Source organism: Gordonia sp. NB41Y, assembly GCF_030718915.1.
Lineage (GTDB): Bacteria > Actinomycetota > Actinomycetes > Mycobacteriales > Mycobacteriaceae > Gordonia > Gordonia desulfuricans.
Genome location: NZ_CP132196.1, coordinates 1,986,961 through 2,006,970 on the forward strand (window position 1 = coordinate 1,986,961; position 20,010 = coordinate 2,006,970).

Consider the following 20,010-nt stretch of genomic DNA (forward strand, 5'->3'; position numbering starts at 1 on the left):
CCGGGGTGCCGCAGGCCACGTCAGCGTGCGTCTCTGCCCCCGCCGCTTCCGCTGCCCCCGCTGCCCGCGACCACCGGATCCGTCAGGTCGGCCGGCTCTGCGTCGAGGCGGCGAAGGATCACACCTTCGCGCAACGCCCACGGACAGATCTCCAGTGTATCGACACCGAGTGCCCGCATCGTCGCCTCGGCGACCAGCGCACCGGCCACGAGCTGTCCGGAGCGATCGGCGCTGACGCCTTCGAGCTCGGCACGGTCGGACCGGGTCATCCGGGAGATGAAGGCGATCAGCTGGCGCAGACCACTCGCGGTGAGGGTGCGTTTGACGCGCGGTCCGGCCCCGGACGGGGCGGCACCGGTCAGCCGCGCCAGGCTGCGGAAGGTCTTCGACGTGCCCACCGCGATATCCGGCTTGCCCGGCTCCAGCAGTTCCTTGGCGACGGGACGCAGCTCGGCGTCCAGCCAGTCGCGCAACACACCGATCCGACGGCGGTCCGGCGGATCGTCGGGCAGCCAGTCGCGGGTCACCCGGCCCGCGCCGAACGGCACCGACAACGCCACATCGGGCTCCTCGTCGACACCGTTGGACATCTCCAGCGAGCCGCCACCGATGTCGAGGGCCAGGATGCGGCCGGCGGACCAGCCGTACCAGCGCCGCACGGCCAGCGACGTGAGGCGGGCCTCGTCGCGGCCGGACAGCACCTCCACATCCACCCCGGTCTTGGCGGCCACGCGTGCCAGCACCGCGTCCGAGTTGGTGGCATCGCGCACCGCGGAGGTGGCGAACGCCATCATCTGCGAACACCCGGAGGTGGTGGCGATGTGGGTGAACTCGGCGATCGAGTCGACGAGGCGTTCGGCCGCCCCGTCGTCGAGCCGGCCCTTGCCGTCGATGTGCTCGGCCAGACGCAACACCGACTTGGTTGAACTCATCGGCGACGGATGACCGCCCCGATGTGCATCGACGACGAGCAGGTGGACCGTGTTGCTGCCCACGTCGAGGACTCCTAAGCGCACGGATACACGGTAATGCGTCGTCGGTTGCACACCTACGCATGGGTCCCCGCCGCCGACCACAGGTTCGGCGCCGGATCGGGCTACCGTTGTGGATGTGCCCTCATCTCGGACCGTCACGCGCATGAAGCCCGCGCCGGAAGTCGATCTCGACTTTCCGCGCGAATGGTATGAGTTCGGCGATCCCGACGATCCCGACCACCTCGTCAAGGCCGACCTGACCTGGCTGCTCTCGCACTGGACGTGTGTCTTCGGGACACCCGCATGCCAGGGCATCGTGGAGGGCCGCGACGACGACGGCTGCTGCTCGCACGGCGCCTATCTGTCGGACAAGAACGACCGCAAACGCCTCGCCCACGGCGTGTCGATGCTGACCGAGAAGGACTGGCAGTTCTACAAGAAGGGCTCCGGCAAGGATCCGCTGGGCCCGCGCGGCTACCTCGTCGAGGACGAGTTGGAGGACGAGCCCGCCCTCAAGACACGTCGCCACAAGGGTGCCTGCATCTTCCTCAACCGCCCCGACTTCGAGCGCGGGCCGGGATGCGCCTTGCACGCCATGGCATTACGCAAGGGTCTGGAACCGCTGACGGTGAAACCCGATGTGTGCTGGCAGCTTCCGGTACGCCGCGAACAGGACTGGGTGGAGCGACCCGACGGCACCGAGGTGCTGCGCACCACCATCACCGAGTACGACCGACGCGGCTGGGGCGAGGGTGGCCACGACCTGAAGTGGTACTGCTCGGGATCACCGGATGCCCATGTCGGCGCCACCGCGGTGTGGCAGTCGTATGCGCCGGAACTGATCGAGCTGATCGGACAGGCCGCCTACGACGTCCTCGCCGACGCCTGCCGGCGTCGAACCCAGCTGGGGCTCATCGCCGTTCACCCCGCGACCGCAGCGGCCACCACCCGCCGCGAGACCGACATCAAATACGAGCAACTCGACGACGAGTAGACGTCGTCGAGTTGCCCGGCCGGCGGCGGCCGGCCATCCGCACCGCCCCGATCGGCTCAGGGCTCGAACTTGTACCCCAGGCCGCGGACGGTGACCAGATGCTTCGGCGATGCCGGATCGGGTTCGATCTTGGACCGCAGACGTTTCACGTGCACGTCGAGGGTCTTGGTGTCGCCCACATAGTCCGCACCCCACACCCGGTCGATCAGCTGACCGCGGGTGAGCACCCGGCCGGAATTGCGCAGCAGGTACTCCAGGAGATCGAACTCCTTGAGCGGCAAGGTGATCGGATCTCCGTTGACGGCCACGGTGTGCCGTTCGACGTCCATCCGCACCGGGCCGGCCTCGAGCACCGACATCGCGAGATCCTCGTCCATCGAGTCACCGCCGCGGCGTAGCACCGCGCGAATCCGCGCGATCAGCTCACGCGCCGAATACGGCTTGGTCACATAGTCGTCGGCACCGAGTTCGAGGCCCACCACCTTGTCGATCTCACTGTCGCGGGCGGTCACCATGATCACCGGCACACTGGAACGCGCCCGCAATGCCTTGCAGATCTCGGTCCCCGACATCCCGGGCAGCATGAGATCGAGCAGGACGATGTCTGGGCTGATGCGCTCGAACGTCGAGAGGGCCTGCGCGCCGTCGTTGACGACACTCGCCTCGAAACCCTCCTTGCGGAGGAGGAACGCCAGCGGGTCCGCCAACGATTCCTCGTCCTCGACGATCAGTACGTGCGTCACCTGTGAGACTCCTTAGCTTTCATGAGCTTTCATGCGATCTGCGTCTGTGCAGCGTCGTCGGTCCCCAGGTCCTGGGGGATCGACAGGGTGAAGGTGGAGCCGGTACCGGGCTGGCTCCACAGATTGATGTTGCCGTGATGGGTGGCCGCGACGTGCTTGACGATCGCCAGGCCCAGACCGGTGCCGCCGGTGTGCCGGGACCGCGCCTTGTCGACGCGGAAGAACCGCTCGAACACCCGCTGCTGGTCACTCGGCTGGATGCCGATCCCCCGGTCGGTCACCGCGATCGCCACCATCGGCACACCGTCGGCGACGGTCACGCGCCTGCTCAGCGACACCGTGGTGTTGGCCGGCGAGTACGCGATGGCGTTCACCAGCAGGTTGCTGAGCGCGGTGAGCAACAGCATCCGGTCGCCGTGCACGGAGATCCCGACCTTGTCGTCGCAGCGCAACGTGATCGCGGCGGCCTCCGCGTTGACCGCTGCCCCCTCGACGGCATCCTCGACCAGCTGGTCGACGTCGACCGCGGTGAACTCCGGGGTCTCACCGCCCTCGAGCCTCGACAGGGCGATCAGCTCGGAGACCATACGTCCCATCCGGCCGGCCTCGGCGACCACCCGATGACCGAAGTGCCGCACCGAATCGGCGTCGTCGGCCGATTCGAGGAGGGCCTCGGCGAGCAGGCTGATCGCACCGACGGGCGTCTTGAGTTCGTGCGACACATTCGCGACGAAGTCGCGGCGGGTGGCCTCGACCCGGATGTTCTCGGTGTCGTCGGTGCCGTAGATGACGACGTACTCCTCGTCGTCCTGGGCGACCAGCCGGGCCAGACAGCGCACCGACTCGGCACCGCGTCGCGACGACCGGCCGGTGGCCAGGAAGCCGAGCGCCGAGATCGGCGGGACGAAGTCGAAACGCTCGTCCTCGTCGGTCTCGAGGACGGAGACGACCGCCTCCCAGACCGGGTCGGCGAGCAGCCTGTCGTTGACGATCCCCAGTTCGATCGCCCGATGGTTGTACAGCACCACGTCGCGGTAGCTGTCGACGACGGCCACCCCCACCTCGGTGTGACGCACGATCAGGCTCAGCAGGCCCGCCTTGGTCATCCGGCCGTCGGCGGTGACCGACGCGACGTCGGTCACCCGCAGGGCCGCGGCCTCGGAGACCTCGCGGGGACGATCGGTGGGCACGGGCGCATCGGTGCCGAACACCTCGGTGTCGGCCGGGGTGGGGGCGGAGACATCGGTCAACGCAGAGGGCTTCAACGCAGAGGGCTTCGACACCGAGGGGACCGACGCGGAGGGGGTCGACACACCCGGGGTCGACACGCTCTGGGTCGACGCACTCGGGGCCGCACGGGGGGCATGCCGGGCGAGCCGACGATGCGCCGCCAACCGCGCGGTGCGGTCGCTACGCCCCAGGACGATTCCGAAGAGAAGCGCCAGGACGATCGCCGCGACGGCCGCAACAACGAATCCAGCGCTCACACTCGCAGCTTACGACCCCGGAAACGGCGAACACACTTTCGTCGCATTTATTCGACAGTTGTTCACGCACCGTTCGGCGGAAACCCGACATACGTCACAGCCCCCGCACCGAGACCGGAACGAGGCCGCAACCCATCGTCACGTGACCACCCATCGGCGACCCGCGGCGTCGGAAACCCCCTACTGGGGTACCGCGACCGCCATGTCGGCGTACTCGGGATTCCGCTCGATGAACCGCTGCACGTAGGAGCAGACCGGCACGACCTGCTTCCCACTGCCGCGGATGTCGTCGAGTACCGCCCGGACGAGCTGCCCCGCATAACCGCGCCCGGAGTAGTGCTCCGGGATCACGGTATGCGTCAGCACGACCTGGTAGGTCTCGGAGACGTAGTCGACATAGCCGACCGTCTCGTCACCCCCCATGCCGTCGGGGTCGGTACTCAGAATCGCCTCGTAGCGTTCCCGTGCAGGCGAATGCACGATACGCAGTGTCCCCACATCTGCCATGGACCCAATGTAGCGCGGGTCACACAATCGCCGCCATGACAATTGTGTTACGGCTCACGAAAAGGGCTACTTCTGCCCCTGCGCGGCGACCGCGGCGGCACCTGCGGCGGCCGCCTCGGGGTCGAGGTAGGTCCCGCCCGGGTTGAGCGGCTTGAGATCGCCGTCCAGGTCGTAGCGCAGCGGGTTCCCGGTCGGGATGTTCAGCCCAGCGATGTCGGCGTCGGAGATCCCGTCGAGGTACTTGACCAGCGCACGCAGCGAGTTGCCGTGTGCGGCGACGAGCACGGTCTTGCCGGCCCGCAGATCGGCGGCGATGACCTCTTCGAAGTAGGGCACCAGACGCACGACGACGTCCTGCAGACATTCGGTCAGCGGCACCTCGGCCAGATCGGCGTACCGCGGGTCACCGGTCTGGCTGTACTGGCTGTCGGCCTCGATCGCCGGCGGCGGGGTGTCGTAGCTACGACGCCACAGCATGAACTGCTCCTGGCCGTACTTCTCCAGGGTGTCGGCCTTGTTCAGCCCCTGCAGCGCACCGTAGTGACGCTCGTTGAGACGCCAGTCGCGGGTCACCGGGATCCAGTGACGGTCGGCGGTGTCGAGGGCGATCTGTGCGGTCGAGATCGCCCGGCGCAGCAGCGAGGTGTAGAGGATGTCGGGAAGCACGTCGTGCTCGACGAGCAACTGCCCGGCGCGCACCGCCTCGGCCTTGCCCTTGTCGGTGAGGGCCACGTCGACCCAGCCGGTGAACTGGTTGGACGCGTTCCACTCGCTCTCGCCGTGACGCATCAGGATGAGGGTGCCGTTGCTCATGCGTGCCAGTTTCTCACAGCGGTGCCCCACGCTCGCGTCATGTCCGGACCGCCGGGGCACATCCCCCCGCCGACGCCGATGGCCGGCACCCGCGGATACGGGTACCGGCCATCGGTGTGGACTGCGAACTACTTGCGGAGATCCTTGCGCAGGATCTTGCCCGAGGCCGACTTCGGGATGGCCTCGATGAACTCCACCACGCGAACCTTCTTGTACGGGGCCACCTTTGCCGCGACGAACTCCATCACCTCGGCCTCGTCGAGCTCGGTCCCGGGCTGCTTGACGACGAACGCCTTCGGGATCTCCTCGCCGTCGGCGTCGGTGGTGCCGACGACCGCGGTGTCGGCGATCTTCGGGTGGGTCAGCAGCAGGGCCTCGAGCTCGGCGGGCGGCACCTGGTAGCCCTTGTACTTGATCAGCTCCTTGAGCCGGTCGACGATGTAGATGCACCCGGTCGGGTCGGCCTGCGCCATGTCGCCGGTGTGCAGGAAGCCGTCGGCGTCGATGGTCTCGGCGGTGGCCGAGTCGTTGTTGAGGTAACCGGCCATCACGTTGGGGCCCTTGATCCACAGCTCGCCGGGCTCCGACAGTCCCTCGGCCGGCAGCGCGATCTCCTCACCGGTGGCCGGATCGACGATCTTGTTCTCGGAGTTGGGCACGGCCCAGCCGGTCGACGACAGCGGCGGCTTCGGGAGACCGAGCACGGCCATGTCCACCGGGATCAGGTGGCTGACCGGCGACAGCTCGCTCATGCCGTAACCCTGCAGCATGTTGACGTCGAGGCGGGCGCCGACGGCCTTGCCGAGTTCGTCGTCGAGCGGGGCGGCGCCGGACATGATGGTCTGCAGCGAGGAGAGGTCGTAGTTCTCCACCACCGGGTGCTTGGCGAGTGCCACGGCCACCGGCGGGGCGATGAAAGCGTAGGTGACACGGTGGTTCTGGATGTTCTCCAGGAACTCGACCAGGTCGAAGCGCGGCATCACGACCAGGCTCGCGCGGGCCTTGAGTGCGGCGTTGAGCAGCACGGTCATCCCGTAGATGTGGAAGAACGGCAGCACGGCGACGATGACGTCGTCGGCGCCCATGCCCTGCAGCGGGCGGATCTGCGCCACATTCGACACCAGGTTGGCGTGGGTGAGCATGACGCCCTTGGGATTTCCGGTGGTCCCGGAACTGTAGGGCAGTACCGCGAGATGGGTGGCCGGATCGAAGGAGACCGCCGGCGCCGGCAGATTGGGGCCGAGCAGGTCGACGGCATTGGGATGCCCCGACGCCTCGAGGCCCTCACCGTCGAGGACGACGACGTTCTCCGCGGCGATCCCGACCTCGGCGGCCGCCTCGATGGCCTGCGGGGCCAGCGCCGAGATGGTGACCAGCAGCGTGGCCTTCGAGTCACGCAGTTGCTTGGCGATCTCACGTGCGGTGAACAGCGCGTTGAGCGTGGTGGCGGTGGCGCCCGCCCGCAGGATGCCGTGGAAGACCGTCGCGAACGCCGGGATGTTCGGCGACAGCAGACCCACCACGTCGCCGACACCGATGCCCCGTGCAGCCAAAGCACCGGCGGCAGCGTCGATCTGACCGATCAGCTGACGGTAGGTGGTCTTGGTGTCGGACTTCGGGTCGATCAGTGCGATGCGCTCGAGATCTTCCTCGGCGATATCGCCGAACAGGAAGTCGTACACGCTCACATCGGGGATCTCGACATCGGCAAACGGACTCGTGAAGCTCATGGCATCTCCATCGGCGGTGCGGAATGTGGGGCAATCCTAACAACACCAACTGTCGAGATGTGATGGCGGACTCAGCCCGGTTCGTCCTGTTCGCCCGCCCTGGTCAGAGCCGACTCGGCGGCACCGGTCCCCTCGGCCAGAGTCGCGATCTCCGGCAGCGTCTCGGCGTCGACGAGATGCTCGAAGGCCAGCAGGTTGCGCAGCGATTCCCCGCGTGCGACACGCCAGGCCCACTCGCGTCGGATGGCCGTGATGAAGCCGATCTCGAGGAGTTTGTTGAAGTCGGTGTCGGCGGCCTCGAGGACCTGCCCCAGGACCCGGTCGACCTCGTCGTGGGTGAGCGCATCCCCGGAGATCCGGCCGACGAGGTAGATGTCGCCGATGTTGTCGATCGTGTAGGCCACACCGTAGAGGCGACGATTGCGCTTGAGCAGGAAGCGGTAGACGGCCTCGTGGTTCTCGTCCGGCCTGCGGCACACGAAGGCCTCCACCCGCACGCCGTGTTCCCCGGCGGTGAGCAGCACCGTGGTCTTCAGTTTGGTCTCGCCGGGCAGCTCGACGATGATGTGCTCGGCCTGCGCTCCCCCGGAACTCTTTCGGGTATAAGGGATCTCACGCTCGGTGAGCACCTTCTCGAGAACGTCGACGTTGTCGGTGTAACCCATCAGCATCCTTTCGACGAGCGGCACCGGGGTGCGATGAGCACCTCGGACACCGTTGACTCACAGTCCGGTTCGTGACCTGCGCCGGCGCCAGCGGCGGGTGGCGCGCAGCAGTTGCGGACCCACCGCCACCCGCAGGGAGGCGGTGTCGGCGAAGGAGTCCATCGCCCGCGCATAGCTGGCGAGCAGGGCGTCGGTGGTGTGTTCCCAGGAGAACTGGGCGGCATGGTCACGGGCACCGCGGCCGAGGACGGCCAGCTGTTCGGGGTCGGAGAGCATCTTGTCCAGCGCCGTGGTCCAGTCGGCGATCTGGTGACCGTCGACCAGCATGCCCGACCGGCCGTCGGCGACGGCCACGCCGAGCCCGCCGACCCGCGCGGCCAGGACCGGCACCCCGCAGGCCTGCGCCTCCACCGCGACCAACCCGAAACTCTCCGAATAACTGGGCACGGCAACGAGATCCGAGGCACGGTACACCTGGGCCAGGCGGGTCGACGGCTGCGGCGGCAAGAAGGTGACGGCGTCGGAGATGCCGAGCCCGGCGGCGAGATCGATGAGGGCCGTGGGCTTCTCCAGACCGCTGCCCGACGGACCGCCGACGATCAGCAGCCGCACCGGCGTCCGCCCGGCCTCCCGGAATCGTTCGATCAGCGGCGCGGCCGCCCGGATGAGCACGTCAGGGGCCTTGAGTGGCTGGATCCGACCGACGAAGGTGACCAGGGTGGCATCGGGGTCGAGGCCGAGTTCGGCACGCGCCGCAGCCCGCGAACCCGGTGTGTAGCAATCGAGATCGGCGCCGGGGGTCACCACGTCGATCCGCCCCGGGTCGGCACCGTACATGCCGGTCAGCTCACCGGCCTCGGTGTCGGTGTTGGCGACGAGGCGGTCGGCCTCGGCGATCACCTGCTGCTCCCCGATCACCCGCAGACGCGGTTCGGCCGAATCACCTTCCGCCAGTGAGGCGTTCTTGACCGCGGCGAGGGTGTGGGCGGTGTGGACCAGCGGTACACCCCAGCGTTCGCGGGCGAGCCAGCCCACCTGCCCCGACAGCCAGTAGTGCGAGTGGATCAGGTCGTAGTAGCCGGGGCGCTGCATCGCCTCGGCGCGCATCACCCCCGCGGTGAAGGCGCACAGCTGTGCGGGCAGGTCCCGCTTGTCGAGTCCCTCGAACGGCCCGGCGACGACGTGCCGGACGGTGATGCCGTCGGCGGCACCCACCGCGGGGGCATCCCCCGAGGAGGTGGCCCGGGTGAAGATCTCCACCTTCACCCCACGACGGGCCAGACGCTGGGCGGTCTGCCAGACGTACACGTTGAGCCCGCCGGCGTCGCCGGTGCCCGGCTGCGCCAACGGGGAGGTGTGCACCGAGATCAGTGCGATCCGCCGCGGCCGGGGCAAACTCATCCCTCCAGCTTAGAGAACCCGGGTCCATGAGGTCATGCCAGGCGGCATGATCGGCACATGGACACCGATCGGCAGACCCCCCGGTTCGGCCTGCGCTCCGGATCCGGATGGGCGGACCCGTTCGGGATGTACGCGCGGTTGCGGCGGGAGTCCCCGGTGCACCACGTCTCACCTGGCCCGACACCCGCCGACGACTACTGGGTGCTGACCCGCTACGCCGACGTCGCCGATGCCGCCACCGACCCCGCGACGTTCTCGTCGGCGGCCGGGCTGACCGTGACCTACGGCGAACTCGAGGCGATCGGCATGGTCGACAACCCGCCGCTGGTGATGCAGGACCCGCCGGTGCACACGGCGTTCCGGTCGCTGGTGGCGCGCGGGTTCACCCCGCGGCAGGTCACCTCACTGGAACCGCAGGTGCACGAGTTCGTCGCCGACCGTCTCGATCGGCTCGCCGAGGCCGCCCGCGGCACCGACGGCCCGATCGACGTGGTCGGCGAACTGCTCAAACCGCTGCCCAGCATGATCGTGGCGCACTACCTCGGCGTGCCGGAGGCCGATCGCACCCACTTCGACGAGTGGACGTCGGCGATCGTGGGTGCGGTGGGCCCGACCGCCACAACCGACAGCACAGAAACCGACGCCGAGGCCGTGCGCGCCACGGCCGGGGCCGCGACCGGTGAGCTGCTGGCCTACTTCGCCGATCTGATCGCCCGCCGGCGCATCGAGCCGGGTGACGACACGGTGTCGGCGCTGGTGGCGGCGGGCCGCGCCGACGACGATGCGGGTCTGGTGTCGATCCTGGCGTTCGTGTTCACCATGATCGCCGGCGGCAACGACACCACCACAGGGCTGCTCGGCGGGAGCCTGGAGCTGCTGGCCGCCGCCCCCGATCAGCGCGCACGGCTGGTCGCCGAGCCGGATCTGATCCCCGATGCGCTCGAGGAACTGCTGCGCCTGACCTCGCCGGTCCAGGGCCTGGCACGCACGACGACCCGGCCGGTGGCCTACCCCGATGTGGGCGTCGAGATCCCGGCCGGGGTCAAGGTGTTGCTCTGCTACGGCGCGGCCAACCGCGATCCCGAGGTCTTCGGTCCCGACGCCGACTTCCTCGACATCACCCGCCGGCCGCGCCGAATCCTCACCTTCGGCCGCGGTGACCATCACTGTCTGGGGGCTGCGGCGGCACGGATGGCGGGGCGGATCGCCCTCACCGAACTCCTCGCCCGCTTCCCGGACTTCGACGTCGATCCCGACGGGATCATCTGGGCGGCAGGCAATTACGTGCGTCGACCGGTCTACGTCCCGTTCCGTCCGTAGCCTCGCGCGCTCGCGCGACCGCCGAGCGGGACGGCGTCGGCGGATCCGTGTTCGCATCGTCGGTACCGATCCCCTACACTTCATTCGGTAACGATTGTCATTTGCGTGAACGGAGTGGACACATGAGGCGTGCCCTTGTCGTCGGAGCCGGCCTGCTCAGCGCGGCCGCGCTGGCACTGACCGGCTGTTCGGGGGATTCCGGCAGCGGTTCGGACGGCACACCCACCGTCGTCACCTCCACCAACGTCTGGGGTTCGGTGGCCTCGGCCGTCGCCGGCGACCACGCCACCGTGACCGCCCTCTACACCAACGCCGACGGCGATCCGCACGAGTTCGAGCCGTCGGCATCCGACACCGCCAAGGTGGTCGACGCCTCGGTGGTCGTGATGAACGGCGGCCACTACGACGAGTACATGGAACGGGCCACCGCCAACTCCGATGCCACCGTGATCAACGCCTTCGATCTGCTCGCCGGCGACCACCACGACCACGAGACGGGCACCGAGGCCGACTCCGGTCACGACCACGGCGACCAGAACGAGCACGTCTTCTACGACCTCGCCGTCGTCGCGCAGGTCGCCGACGCGGTCGCCGACGCACTCGCCGACAAGGACTCCGCGAACGCGGCCGCCTACCACGCCAACGCCGAGCGTTTCACCGGTCAGATCACCGGCCTGCGCACCCAGCTCGCCGACATCAAGAAGGCCCACGACGGCACCGAGGTGGCCCAGACCGAACCGCTCGCCGGATACCTGCTCACCGAGGCCGGCCTGGTGGACATCGCACCGGCCGGATTCACCTCGGCCGTCGAGGAGGGCCAGTCGCCGTCGGCCGCCGACCGCGCCGCCCTGCAGGATCTGCTGACCTCACGGACCGCCAAGGTGTTCATCTACAACACCCAGGCCGTCGACCCGGTGACCGAGGCATTGCTCACCGTCGCACAGAATGCGAAGGTACCGGTGGTGAAGTTCACCGAGACCCTGCCCGACGGGGTCACCGACTACATCGCATGGCAGCATGGCCAGATCACCGCACTGGCCGACGCACTGAACACACCCCCGGCGTAGTCGGCACCGGAAACCCGCCCCACCGCGGTCCGCACCCGGACCCGCCCACCCCAGCCCGGCCGGTGACACGGCCGCCCGAGAAGACAAGCAGCCCATGAGTACCGCGCACGTTGCGACGTTCTCGCACGCCACCCTCGCCTTCGGCGACAGGGTGCTGTGGAACGACCTCGACCTGACCATCGAGGCGGGCGAATTCGTCGCGGTCCTCGGCCCCAACGGCTCCGGCAAGACATCGTTCCTGCGCACCCTGCTCGGCCAGTACCGGCTGTCCGCCGGGGACATGACGGTGACCGAGGCCGTCGGGTACATCCCCCAGCAGCACGCCGCCGACGCCGACACCATGGCCCTGCGTGGCCGTGACCTCGTCGGCTTCGGCGTCGACGGGGCACGCTGGGGAATCGGGCTGCGCGGGTACGCCACCCGACGCCGCAAGGTCGACGCCGCACTCGCCGAGGTCGGGGCATCCGCCTTCGCCGACGCCCCGGTCGGCGTGCTCTCCGGCGGCGAACAGCAGCGTCTGCGGGTGGCGCAGGCCCTCACCGGCAATCCCGAACTGCTGCTCTGCGACGAACCGCTCGCCAGCCTCGACCCGGCCAGCCAGGAGCGCGTCGTCGAACTCATCGACCGCCGGCGCCGCACCGCGGGCACGGCCGTCGTGCTGGTCACCCACGAGATCAACCCGGTGATGCCCTACGTCGACCGGGTGCTGTACCTGGTCGGCGGCCGGTTCCTGGCCGGTCCGCCCGACGAGGTGATGACCACCGACACCCTGTCGGAGCTGTACGGCAGCCACGTCGAGGTGGTCCGCGTCAACGGCCGCCTGCTGGTGGTCGGCGGCGAGGAGGGCACCGCCCATTGTTCGGGACCCGAGGAGCTTGACCACCCGTGACGACCACTCCCCTCGCGGCCGCCGCCGACGTCGCCCTCAGCGATTTCTGGAACTTCTCCGAGACCATCCGGCTCCTGGGCTACGACTTCGTCTGGCAGGCCCTGCTCGCCCTCGCGCTGCTCGGCCTGCTGTCGGGTGTGCTCGCGCCGATGATCGTGGCGCGACAGATGTCCTTCGCCGTCCACGGTGCGAGCGAACTGTCGGTGACGGGTGCGGCCGCCGCCCTGCTGATCGGATTCAGCGTCAACGTCGGCGGCGTGATCGGCGCGGTGATCGCGGCCGCGGTGTTCGGCATCATGGGCAACCGCGCCCGTGAACGCGACTCGGTGATCGGCGTGGTGATGGCCTTCGGCCTGGGTCTCGGCGTGCTGTTCCTCGCACTGTACGGACGCATCGGAACCGGATTCGCGCTGCTCACCGGTCAGGTGGTCAGCGTCGGCGTGCAGGGTCTGACGGCGATCGCGATCACCACCGCGGTGGTGTCGGTGGTGCTCGCGGTGATCTACCGGCCGCTGCTGTTCGCCTCACTCGATCCGCGCGTCGCCGAGGCCAACGGGGTCCCGATGCGGCTGATGTCGGTGGTGTTCGCGATCCTGATCGGGCTCGCCGCGGCTCAGGGGGTGCAGATCATCGGCGCCCTGCTGGTGATGTCGCTGATGATCACCCCGGGTGCCGCCGCGGCCCGGCTGTCGGCGAACCCGAACGTGGTGATCGGGCTGTCGGTGATCTTCGCCGAGGTCGCCGCGATCGGTGGCCTGCTCCTGTCGCTCGCCCCGCAACTGCCGGTGTCGGTGTTCGTCACCACCATCTCGTTCATCATCTACCTGATCTGCCGCTGGATCGGTCGGCGCCGGACGCACGCGACCCGCGCCTGAGCGGACGGCCGACCCGACCCACAGAGCACCACCTGGGCAAGCACCACCTGGGCCCCTGGACGTGGCCACCACCTCCGGGACTACTCCTCAGGTCCGCCGGGATTGCAGCGGGAGGCGGCCATCTCCTGCTGGGTGACGACCGGCCGGCGCGGTTCGAGATTCCAGCTCGGCTTGTCCGGGGCGACGAGCCGCGCATAGGTCCAGTGGCAATCGAACTGGGCGCGCATCCCCGGGGTGTCGGCACCGGGCGCCATGCCGAGCACCTCGGCCCACGCGACATCGGCCCCGTCGGTGGAATAGGTCCGGCGCCCGGCGGGCGTCGGGTGGACCTGCAGACTCGGACCCACCGCGGTCTGGACCCACTCCACGTGATCGACGTATGGCGGCGGATGGGCGGCGTCGGTCGCCGGGACCGCGCCGGTGGCGGCCCCGGACGTGTCGCCGGTCGACGTCACGGTGGTGGCGGTCGTCACCGCGCCCGGGGGCGCACCGGTCGACGAGGCATCGGTCGGCGCCGCATCGTCACCGCAGGCGACGACACCGAGCGCGATACCCAGCGCGACCACCGGCGACATGATCTGTGCCCGGGCTGCGGTCCGGCGAGGACATCGCTCTGCGTTCACCCCGCCACGATAGCCAGACCGGGTAACGTTCGGCGGGTGCCGCGACCCGCCCCCATGATCCGCATCGTGATCACCCTGATCGCGATCGTCGTGGTCGCCGCGTGCACGCCACCGGAACCGGTGCAGACATCCCCCTCCGCTCCCCCGACACACGTGTACGGGGGCCGGGTGGCCACCACCCCCTCCGGACTGGTCCTCGACGGGAAACCCTGGTGGCCTTCGGGTTTCAACGCCTATCAACTCGGCACCGACTGGTCGTCGAATCTCGGATGCGGCGCCGAGGTCGATCTGGATCGCTACTTCGACCAGGTCCCCCGCGGCAGCCTCACCCGTTTCAATCTGTTCTCCTCGCTGGCCACGTCACGCGAGACCGGGCGCCTCGACTTCTCGCGCTTCGACGCGGTGTTCGCCGCGGCCACACGCCACGACCGGATGGTGCTACCGGTGCTGACCGGGTCGAACGGGGCATGCGAGGACGAGCGGTACAAGGACCGCAGCTGGTACGTGGACGGCTGGAAGCGGGACGAGGGGCCCGCGGGCCTCACCTTCGAGCGCTGGATGATGATCGCTGTCCAGCGGTGGGGAGGCGAACGCTCCCTGGCGGGGTGGGAGATCGTCGGCGAACCGGAGGTCGGGGTCTGTGGCGCCGCGGGCTGCGACTGGCGGCACCGAACCTGCCCCGCCGGCGCGGCCGCCGTGCTCCGAACCTTCTTCGACACCATCGGGACCGAACTGACCGCGATCGACGCCCGACACCCGATCTTCGCCGGCACCACCGGGGGCGACCAGTGCGGCATCGCCGGCGGCGACATGCTGACCGTCGGGGCGTCCCCGCACATCGACATTCTCGACTTCCATGACTATCGCGACGCCGAGGGCGTCCCTCCGGCGGACAGTTCACTGCCGGCCCGTCTGGCACAGGCCCACGAACTCGGCAAACCGCTGATCGTCAACGAACTCGGCATCAAGGCGGGGTCGTGCCTGTCGCTTCCCGCACGGGCGGCGTCGTTCCGCTCTCGGATCGACGCCAACCGGGCCGCCGGGGCCGCCGGAACCCTGCTCTGGGCGTTCGTCCCCGATCCCCGCCCCGGTGAGTGCACCTACGACATCGGCTTCGACGATCCGGCATGGGCCGTCGTCGCCGAGGTGGTGGACTGAGCGCGACCCGATCGACGGGCGGGTCCGGTCAGGTCCCGATCACCCGGTAGATCCGCCAATCCGGCAGGTCCGCGCCCTGGTTGCGCGCGATCAGGGCGAGAACCGAGATCTGCGCCCCGTTCTCGTACAGCGTCGGGTACCGCTGGTTCAGCGCGTCGGACTCCCCCCGCCCCGATCGCGGGACCGTCAGCATGAACTGCACCCCGTGGTCGACCGGATCGTTGAGCACCGCGGTGAAATCGCTGTCCGAAGGGATCACGAACTGCTTCGGGTGGGTGGATTGCACGACCACGGCGAAGCCGTAGACGGTGTCGACCAGGACGCTGCCCTCGGGCAGCCCCAATCGATCCAGATACCGCGCGAGGTCACGCTCGGTGGAGAACGACCGGACGATCTTCCGCTCGTCGAGGTACTTCTCCGAGACCGAGTCGGGCCGTGGCCACACCACCGAACCCACCGCGAACTCCTGCGGCGCGTACTTCGGCGAGGTCATGCCGTAGGCGGTGACCGGCACCGACACCGCCATCACCACCACCGCGGTCGACGCCGCCACCACCGTCCGCGTTCGCGTGCGACGGCGGGGGCGCAGCGGCGAGGTGACCGCATGCGGGCCGGGTCGGCGGACCGGTGGATGACGCCGTGCGGGAACCGACATCACCGCCACCACCGCCGCCAGCAGCACCACGGTCATGTAGAAGCGGAGGAACCCGAACGTCGATCCCCGCATATAGCTGATCACCTGGAAGGCCAGCACCGCACCGATCATCAACAGCGCGGGTAGCAGCGGGTACACACGCCGCCAGCGCAGCCGCAGCGCGATGACGACGACCGTGAGCAACGGCAACAGCGGCGCCAGGATGGCGAGCTCGATCATCGAGAAGCGCAGTGCCTCGGCGGTTCCCGACGACCCGCTACCCCCCGACTGCTCGATGATGGCGGCATTGCCGTACTCCGAGGTGAACTGCGCGAAGGCGTCCCCGGTGATCAGCCACCCGGCGAAGGCCCACCCGACGAACGCCAGCGCGGCCGGGGACACCACCAGCACCACGTCGAGCGCGGTCCGCCACATGCGGTCGCGGCGAAGGGCCGGTGCACGCCGGTCACGGCGGTAGGTGACCCAGGCCACCAGACCGCCGGCGGCCAGCACCGCGGCACCGCCGTCGTAGCGGGTGAGATACGAAAACGCCAGGGCGACACCGGCAACCGTCAGATCGTGCACGTCATCGGTGTCCACCCATCGCATCAGGCGACGGGACGCCAGCGCGATGAAGAACAGGTAGGGCGCCTCGCTCATCCCGTTCGCCGCGTACAGCACGACCATCGGGTTGAGCGCGAAGCAGGCCACGGCCAGCGTCGACACCGTCCGGTTCAGTCCGCGATCGCGAGCGATGCCCGCCACCTGCACGACGGCGGCGGTCATGAACACCGACGACATGATCACCGCCGAGACCGCGGCGGTGGTCATCTCGGGAATCCAAGGGGTCAACGCGGTCAGCGGCAACTGCACGATCACGGTGAGCGGGGTGAAGATGAACCCGATCGCCGCCAGGTGGGGATTGCGGCTGAACAACACGCTCTGGGCCGACTGCACACGCGACAACGCGTCACCGAAGTAGAAGTGCGCCACCAGCGCGAGGTACAGACCCACCGCCAGATAGAGCAGCCAGAGCGCCGCGAAGAGGACGATCCGGCGTCGGCGGGTCACCGCTGCGCCCCCGAGCCGGCAACCGACTCCTCGGCGTCACCGGTGGCCGTCGCGGACGCGGCACTCGTCGACAGGCCGTGAAAGGTCTTCTCCCAGTATGAGGGATTGACCAGGATCTGCCACATCCCCTTGATCGAGGCAATACTCATGAGCACCCAATACGCGGGTACCAGAAGCGCTGCGACAAGGAGATCAGGGCGGCCGTCCTCGCGGATCGCCATCAGATTCATGTACAGCGCGGCGCCGTTTCCGAACACCAGGGACAGTCCCGCCAGGTAGTAGATCGGCCCCGGGAACAGTTCGGCGACCACCGGCGGCTGGCCGGCGATCCACACCAGCAGGACCAGCCAGAACACCATGTTCATCGCGGCGATCAGCGGGGTACCCGCGATCAACAGCGTGAAGCGCACCCAGGCCACCGGGCCCAGGATGCGCCACAGCGCCAGTGGCCGGCGCATGTGGACCAGCCAGGTCTGCATGTAGCCCTTGTACCAACGTGAGCGCTGCCGTACCCAGTTGATCGCGTCGACGTTGGCCTCCTCCATGGTGACCGAGTCGAGCACGACGGTGCGGTAGCCGTGGTCGGAGATCCGCACACCGAGATCGGCGTCCTCGGTGACGTTGAACGGGTCCCATGCCCCGATGGCGTCGAGGACGTCCCGTCGGAAGTGGTTGGAGGTGCCACCCAGGGGAATCGGGGCACGGCTGACCATCATGCCGGGCAGCAGGAAGCCGAACCAGATGCCGTAGTCGGCGGTGAACCATCGGGTGAGCAGATTGTCGTGGGCGTTGTGGAAGCTGAGCTTTCCCTGGACACAGACCACCGTCTCGTCGCCGACATTGTCGAAAACCCATACAGCCCTACGCAATTGAAGCGGATCGGGCTTGTCCTCGGCATCGAAGATGGTGACGATGTCGCCGGTGGCGAAGTGTAGTCCGTAGTTGCACGCCTTCGGTTTGGTCCGCGGCTGGGCGGGCGGGGTGAGGACCACGGTGACCACCCCGCCCTCGTCCTCCATCGCCCGGGCGGCGACGATGGTCGGCTCGTCGTCCTCCTCCAGCAGCAGGAGCACCTGCAGCTTGTCGCGCGGATACTCCAGCGACTCGACCGCCTCGATCAGATCGCCGACCACCTCGGGTTCACCGTAGGCAGGGACCAGCACCGTGTAGTAGGGCAGTTCGCTGTCGGGAATGGCGCGCGCCTGGTCGTCGGTCACCGAGATGGCACCGTTGACCAGTCCCCGCCGAAAGATGACGAGCCGGTCGAGCAGGCTCACCACGTAACCGAGGGTGGCGATCGAGACCAGGGTGGCCGTGGTGGGGACGGTGAAGAACACGAGCAGCACCGCGAGCACGACGAGGATCGCGATCCCGCCCACCTTCTGCGGCCGATTGAACGCCACCGACGCGCTCATGTCCGCATCCGCCTCCCGCAGCCGCTCCACCGCATCGTGCAGCGCCACCGCCCGATACTCCTCGTCCACGAGGAGTTCCCGGATCGGCCGGCCGCCACCCGGTCGGTGGCCGACCGGCCTCACGCGCCACCTCCGGCCCGCTCGACCTGGGCGTTGACCAGTTCGGTGGCCAGCAACGTCAGCAGCCCACGGTCCTTGTAGGCCGGGTCGGTGTCGGCGATCGAGGCGTTGCCGCGGAAGAACACGGTCATCATGGTGTTCAGGTTCTGTCCGATCGTGATCCGCGGCGGCGGGAACTGGGCGTCGGGTTCATGGTTGTCGACCGCCCACAGGATGATCTGTTGGGTGCGCGCACCGTTGTTCCACCACCAGGACAGCACGGTGTAGGTGAGATATCGCTCGTCGTCGACGACGCTCCACACCCACGACCGCACGCCGTGCGGCAACGGCACCTCCACCGCCGGCCCGAACCGGTCACCGACGAGGTTGTAGCGGAAAATGTACGGGTACACCTCCAGCGCGAGCGGTCGCGCGGCGTCGACCGAGTCGACCATCACCCGGCGGGTTCGGGCGTCCTTGTCGAACGCGGTGCTCCCCACCTTCTGGACCAGCAACTGCCGGTAGAGGACCGACGTCGTCCCGTAGAGTCGTCGGACCCACTCGTATCGCTGCTCGGACGCCTGGCGCCAGCCGGCGGGCACCACCAGAGGCTTCCCGATCGCCATACCGGGGATGGTCGCGCTGGGCCAGGTACCCACCTGCGGCAACGGCACGAACGCCGTCAGGACCGTCGCCGACACCAGGAGCAGCGCCGGCCGCCCGACCCGCCGCAGGGTCGGGTCCAGCAGCGGCCGCCCCATCGGACTCCAGGAGCGCCCGGGCCTGCGCCGATAGTCGACGTACATCACGCTGAACGCGACCGCCGCACAGAGAAGCGCCGGGATCGTGGCCACCAGGACCAGGCGACGGATGTCGAGGACCACATACATCGTGACGATCGCCAGCGATCCCACCAGCGCGGCCAGGCCTGCACCGATCAGCCCACGACGGACCGTACGTCCGGTCGCGACCGCGGTGGCCGCGGCGGCGATCAGCACCATCAGGAAAGCCGCTCCGAGCGCTCCCCGGCCAACCGACAGGATCAGCACCCGCAGCGGGATCGGCCAGATCATCAGCAGCACCAGCCAGGCCCACCGATAGCGCGACACCGGGCGCAGCCCGAACAACAGGATCGCCGCACCGAGGACGAACAACCACATGCTGAGCAGATCCATGTGGACCGTCAGGTAGGCCTGCGAGTACCGCGGGTTGACCATCACCTCCACGGCGAGCGCGATGAACAGCACGATGCCGCCGACGATGACGTCGGTCTGCCGGTCGTAGATGGGCGGTTCGTCGTGACGCCGCAACGCGGTGCCGGCCGCCGCCATCCCCGCGAGAAGCACCACCACGGGGACGATGACGATCAGGGTCTGCGCCCCGATCTCGGTGGCCAGCGCCGCCAGCGTCCGCCAGAACGCCACCGCGGTGGTCGCGATCAGCGCGACCCACCGCATGGTGATCGTCCATGCCGGTGTGCCCCAGGGCCGACGGCGCCGACGCACCGCCGTCGTCGTCGGCCGGGGTTCGGTGACCGTCATCGCG

At 68.8% G+C, this 20,010-nt stretch carries 18 protein-coding genes; 6 read left to right on the plus strand and 12 right to left on the minus strand.

Annotation, left to right across the window (positions count from 1 at the left end):
- Positions 1–20 precede the first annotated feature (20 nt).
- Positions 21–1,016 carry a Ppx/GppA phosphatase family protein gene (locus Q9K23_RS08450; protein WP_152972702.1) on the minus strand — a complete coding sequence of 332 codons (996 nt, stop codon included), beginning with the start codon at positions 1,014–1,016 and terminating at the stop codon, positions 21–23.
- Positions 1,017–1,137: 121 nt separating this feature from the next.
- Here Q9K23_RS08450 and Q9K23_RS08455 point away from each other — a divergent pair, with 121 nt between their 5' ends.
- Positions 1,138–1,968 (plus strand): hypothetical protein, encoded by an 831-nt coding sequence (locus Q9K23_RS08455; protein WP_020790593.1) that lies wholly within the window; start codon positions 1,138–1,140, stop codon positions 1,966–1,968.
- 56 nt (positions 1,969–2,024) lie between these two features.
- Here the strand turns inward: Q9K23_RS08455 and Q9K23_RS08460 are convergent, their stop codons facing one another.
- The 7 genes from Q9K23_RS08460 to mshA form a co-directional block, all read right to left on the minus strand.
- The gene (locus Q9K23_RS08460) at positions 2,025–2,711 is read right to left on the minus strand and encodes a response regulator transcription factor (RefSeq protein ID WP_020790587.1); all 687 of its coding nucleotides are present in this window, start codon (positions 2,709–2,711) and stop codon (positions 2,025–2,027) included.
- A gap of 29 nt (positions 2,712–2,740) precedes the next feature.
- Positions 2,741–3,961, minus strand: coding sequence for an ATP-binding protein (locus Q9K23_RS08465; RefSeq protein ID WP_020790591.1), 1,221 nt, complete (start codon positions 3,959–3,961; stop codon positions 2,741–2,743).
- A 417-nt stretch (positions 3,962–4,378) separates the two neighbouring features.
- Positions 4,379–4,705, minus strand: coding sequence for a GNAT family N-acetyltransferase (locus tag Q9K23_RS08470; RefSeq protein WP_020790590.1), 327 nt, complete (start codon positions 4,703–4,705; stop codon positions 4,379–4,381).
- Positions 4,706–4,771: 66 nt separating this feature from the next.
- Positions 4,772–5,518, minus strand: coding sequence for a phosphoglyceromutase (locus Q9K23_RS08475; RefSeq protein WP_053777010.1), 747 nt, complete (start codon positions 5,516–5,518; stop codon positions 4,772–4,774).
- A 128-nt stretch (positions 5,519–5,646) separates the two neighbouring features.
- Entirely contained in the window at positions 5,647–7,248 is a 1,602-nt protein-coding gene (locus Q9K23_RS08480; RefSeq protein WP_020790589.1) for a 4-coumarate--CoA ligase family protein, read from the minus strand.
- A gap of 71 nt (positions 7,249–7,319) precedes the next feature.
- Positions 7,320–7,913: a YbjN domain-containing protein gene (locus Q9K23_RS08485; RefSeq protein WP_082365831.1), complete on the minus strand. Its 594-nt coding sequence runs from the start codon at positions 7,911–7,913 to the stop codon at positions 7,320–7,322.
- 57 nt (positions 7,914–7,970) lie between these two features.
- Positions 7,971–9,314: a D-inositol-3-phosphate glycosyltransferase gene (mshA, locus tag Q9K23_RS08490; protein WP_053776992.1), complete on the minus strand. Its 1,344-nt coding sequence runs from the start codon at positions 9,312–9,314 to the stop codon at positions 7,971–7,973.
- 57 nt (positions 9,315–9,371) lie between these two features.
- Here mshA and Q9K23_RS08495 point away from each other — a divergent pair, with 57 nt between their 5' ends.
- The 4 genes from Q9K23_RS08495 to Q9K23_RS08510 all read left to right on the plus strand — a co-directional run bounded on the left by Q9K23_RS08495 (position 9,372) and on the right by Q9K23_RS08510 (position 13,465).
- A complete protein-coding gene (locus tag Q9K23_RS08495; RefSeq protein WP_053776991.1) occupies positions 9,372–10,634 on the plus strand; it encodes a cytochrome P450 in 1,263 nt (420 codons plus the stop codon).
- Positions 10,635–10,756: 122 nt separating this feature from the next.
- Complete coding sequence (locus Q9K23_RS08500; protein ID WP_053776990.1) at positions 10,757–11,701, plus strand: zinc ABC transporter substrate-binding protein; 945 nt, start codon at positions 10,757–10,759, stop codon at positions 11,699–11,701.
- A gap of 94 nt (positions 11,702–11,795) precedes the next feature.
- On the plus strand, positions 11,796–12,590 hold the full coding sequence (locus tag Q9K23_RS08505) for a metal ABC transporter ATP-binding protein (RefSeq protein ID WP_053776989.1): 795 nt from the start codon (positions 11,796–11,798) through the stop codon (positions 12,588–12,590).
- Positions 12,587–13,465: a metal ABC transporter permease gene (locus tag Q9K23_RS08510; protein WP_020793936.1), complete on the plus strand. Its 879-nt coding sequence runs from the start codon at positions 12,587–12,589 to the stop codon at positions 13,463–13,465. Before Q9K23_RS08505 ends, Q9K23_RS08510 begins: the two co-directional genes overlap by 4 nt.
- Positions 13,466–13,545: 80 nt before the next feature.
- Here Q9K23_RS08510 and Q9K23_RS08515 read toward each other — a convergent pair whose 3' ends face one another.
- Complete coding sequence (locus Q9K23_RS08515; RefSeq protein ID WP_261977839.1) at positions 13,546–14,088, minus strand: DUF2599 domain-containing protein; 543 nt, start codon at positions 14,086–14,088, stop codon at positions 13,546–13,548.
- A gap of 54 nt (positions 14,089–14,142) precedes the next feature.
- Between Q9K23_RS08515 and Q9K23_RS08520 the strand changes: the two genes are divergently transcribed.
- Positions 14,143–15,246 (plus strand): beta-mannosidase, encoded by a 1,104-nt coding sequence (locus Q9K23_RS08520; protein WP_053776988.1) that lies wholly within the window; start codon positions 14,143–14,145, stop codon positions 15,244–15,246.
- A 28-nt stretch (positions 15,247–15,274) separates the two neighbouring features.
- On the opposite strand, the gene Q9K23_RS08525 is transcribed toward Q9K23_RS08520, so the two are convergent.
- From Q9K23_RS08525 to Q9K23_RS08535, 3 genes are read right to left on the minus strand one after another with little or no spacing between them, the layout of a single operon-like run.
- Positions 15,275–16,951, minus strand: coding sequence for a glycosyltransferase family 39 protein (locus tag Q9K23_RS08525; RefSeq protein WP_059035624.1), 1,677 nt, complete (start codon positions 16,949–16,951; stop codon positions 15,275–15,277).
- On the minus strand, positions 16,948–18,489 hold the full coding sequence (locus tag Q9K23_RS08530) for a glycosyltransferase (protein WP_020790182.1): 1,542 nt from the start codon (positions 18,487–18,489) through the stop codon (positions 16,948–16,950). The genes Q9K23_RS08525 and Q9K23_RS08530 overlap by 4 nt, the downstream gene beginning before the upstream one ends.
- The gene (locus Q9K23_RS08535) at positions 18,486–20,006 is read right to left on the minus strand and encodes a hypothetical protein (protein ID WP_053776987.1); all 1,521 of its coding nucleotides are present in this window, start codon (positions 20,004–20,006) and stop codon (positions 18,486–18,488) included. The genes Q9K23_RS08530 and Q9K23_RS08535 overlap by 4 nt, the downstream gene beginning before the upstream one ends.
- Between the last annotated feature and the right edge of the window lie 4 nt (positions 20,007–20,010).

Excerpts from the sequence above, each read along its gene's own strand:
- Q9K23_RS08455 (WP_020790593.1), top strand. The coding sequence starts at position 1,138 with ATGAAGCCCGCGCCGGAAGTCGATCTCGACTTTCCGCGCGAATGGTAT.
- Q9K23_RS08470 (WP_020790590.1), bottom strand. The coding sequence starts at position 4,705 with ATGGCAGATGTGGGGACACTGCGTATCGTGCATTCGCCTGCACGGGAA.
- Q9K23_RS08475 (WP_053777010.1), bottom strand. The coding sequence starts at position 5,518 with ATGAGCAACGGCACCCTCATCCTGATGCGTCACGGCGAGAGCGAGTGG.
- Q9K23_RS08480 (WP_020790589.1), bottom strand. The coding sequence starts at position 7,248 with ATGAGCTTCACGAGTCCGTTTGCCGATGTCGAGATCCCCGATGTGAGC.
- Q9K23_RS08485 (WP_082365831.1), bottom strand. The coding sequence starts at position 7,913 with ATGGGTTACACCGACAACGTCGACGTTCTCGAGAAGGTGCTCACCGAG.
- mshA (WP_053776992.1), bottom strand. The coding sequence starts at position 9,314 with ATGAGTTTGCCCCGGCCGCGGCGGATCGCACTGATCTCGGTGCACACC.
- Q9K23_RS08495 (WP_053776991.1), top strand. The coding sequence starts at position 9,372 with ATGGACACCGATCGGCAGACCCCCCGGTTCGGCCTGCGCTCCGGATCC.
- Q9K23_RS08500 (WP_053776990.1), top strand. The coding sequence starts at position 10,757 with ATGAGGCGTGCCCTTGTCGTCGGAGCCGGCCTGCTCAGCGCGGCCGCG.
- Q9K23_RS08505 (WP_053776989.1), top strand. The coding sequence starts at position 11,796 with ATGAGTACCGCGCACGTTGCGACGTTCTCGCACGCCACCCTCGCCTTC.
- Q9K23_RS08520 (WP_053776988.1), top strand. The coding sequence starts at position 14,143 with ATGATCCGCATCGTGATCACCCTGATCGCGATCGTCGTGGTCGCCGCG.
- Q9K23_RS08535 (WP_053776987.1), bottom strand. The coding sequence starts at position 20,006 with ATGACGGTCACCGAACCCCGGCCGACGACGACGGCGGTGCGTCGGCGC.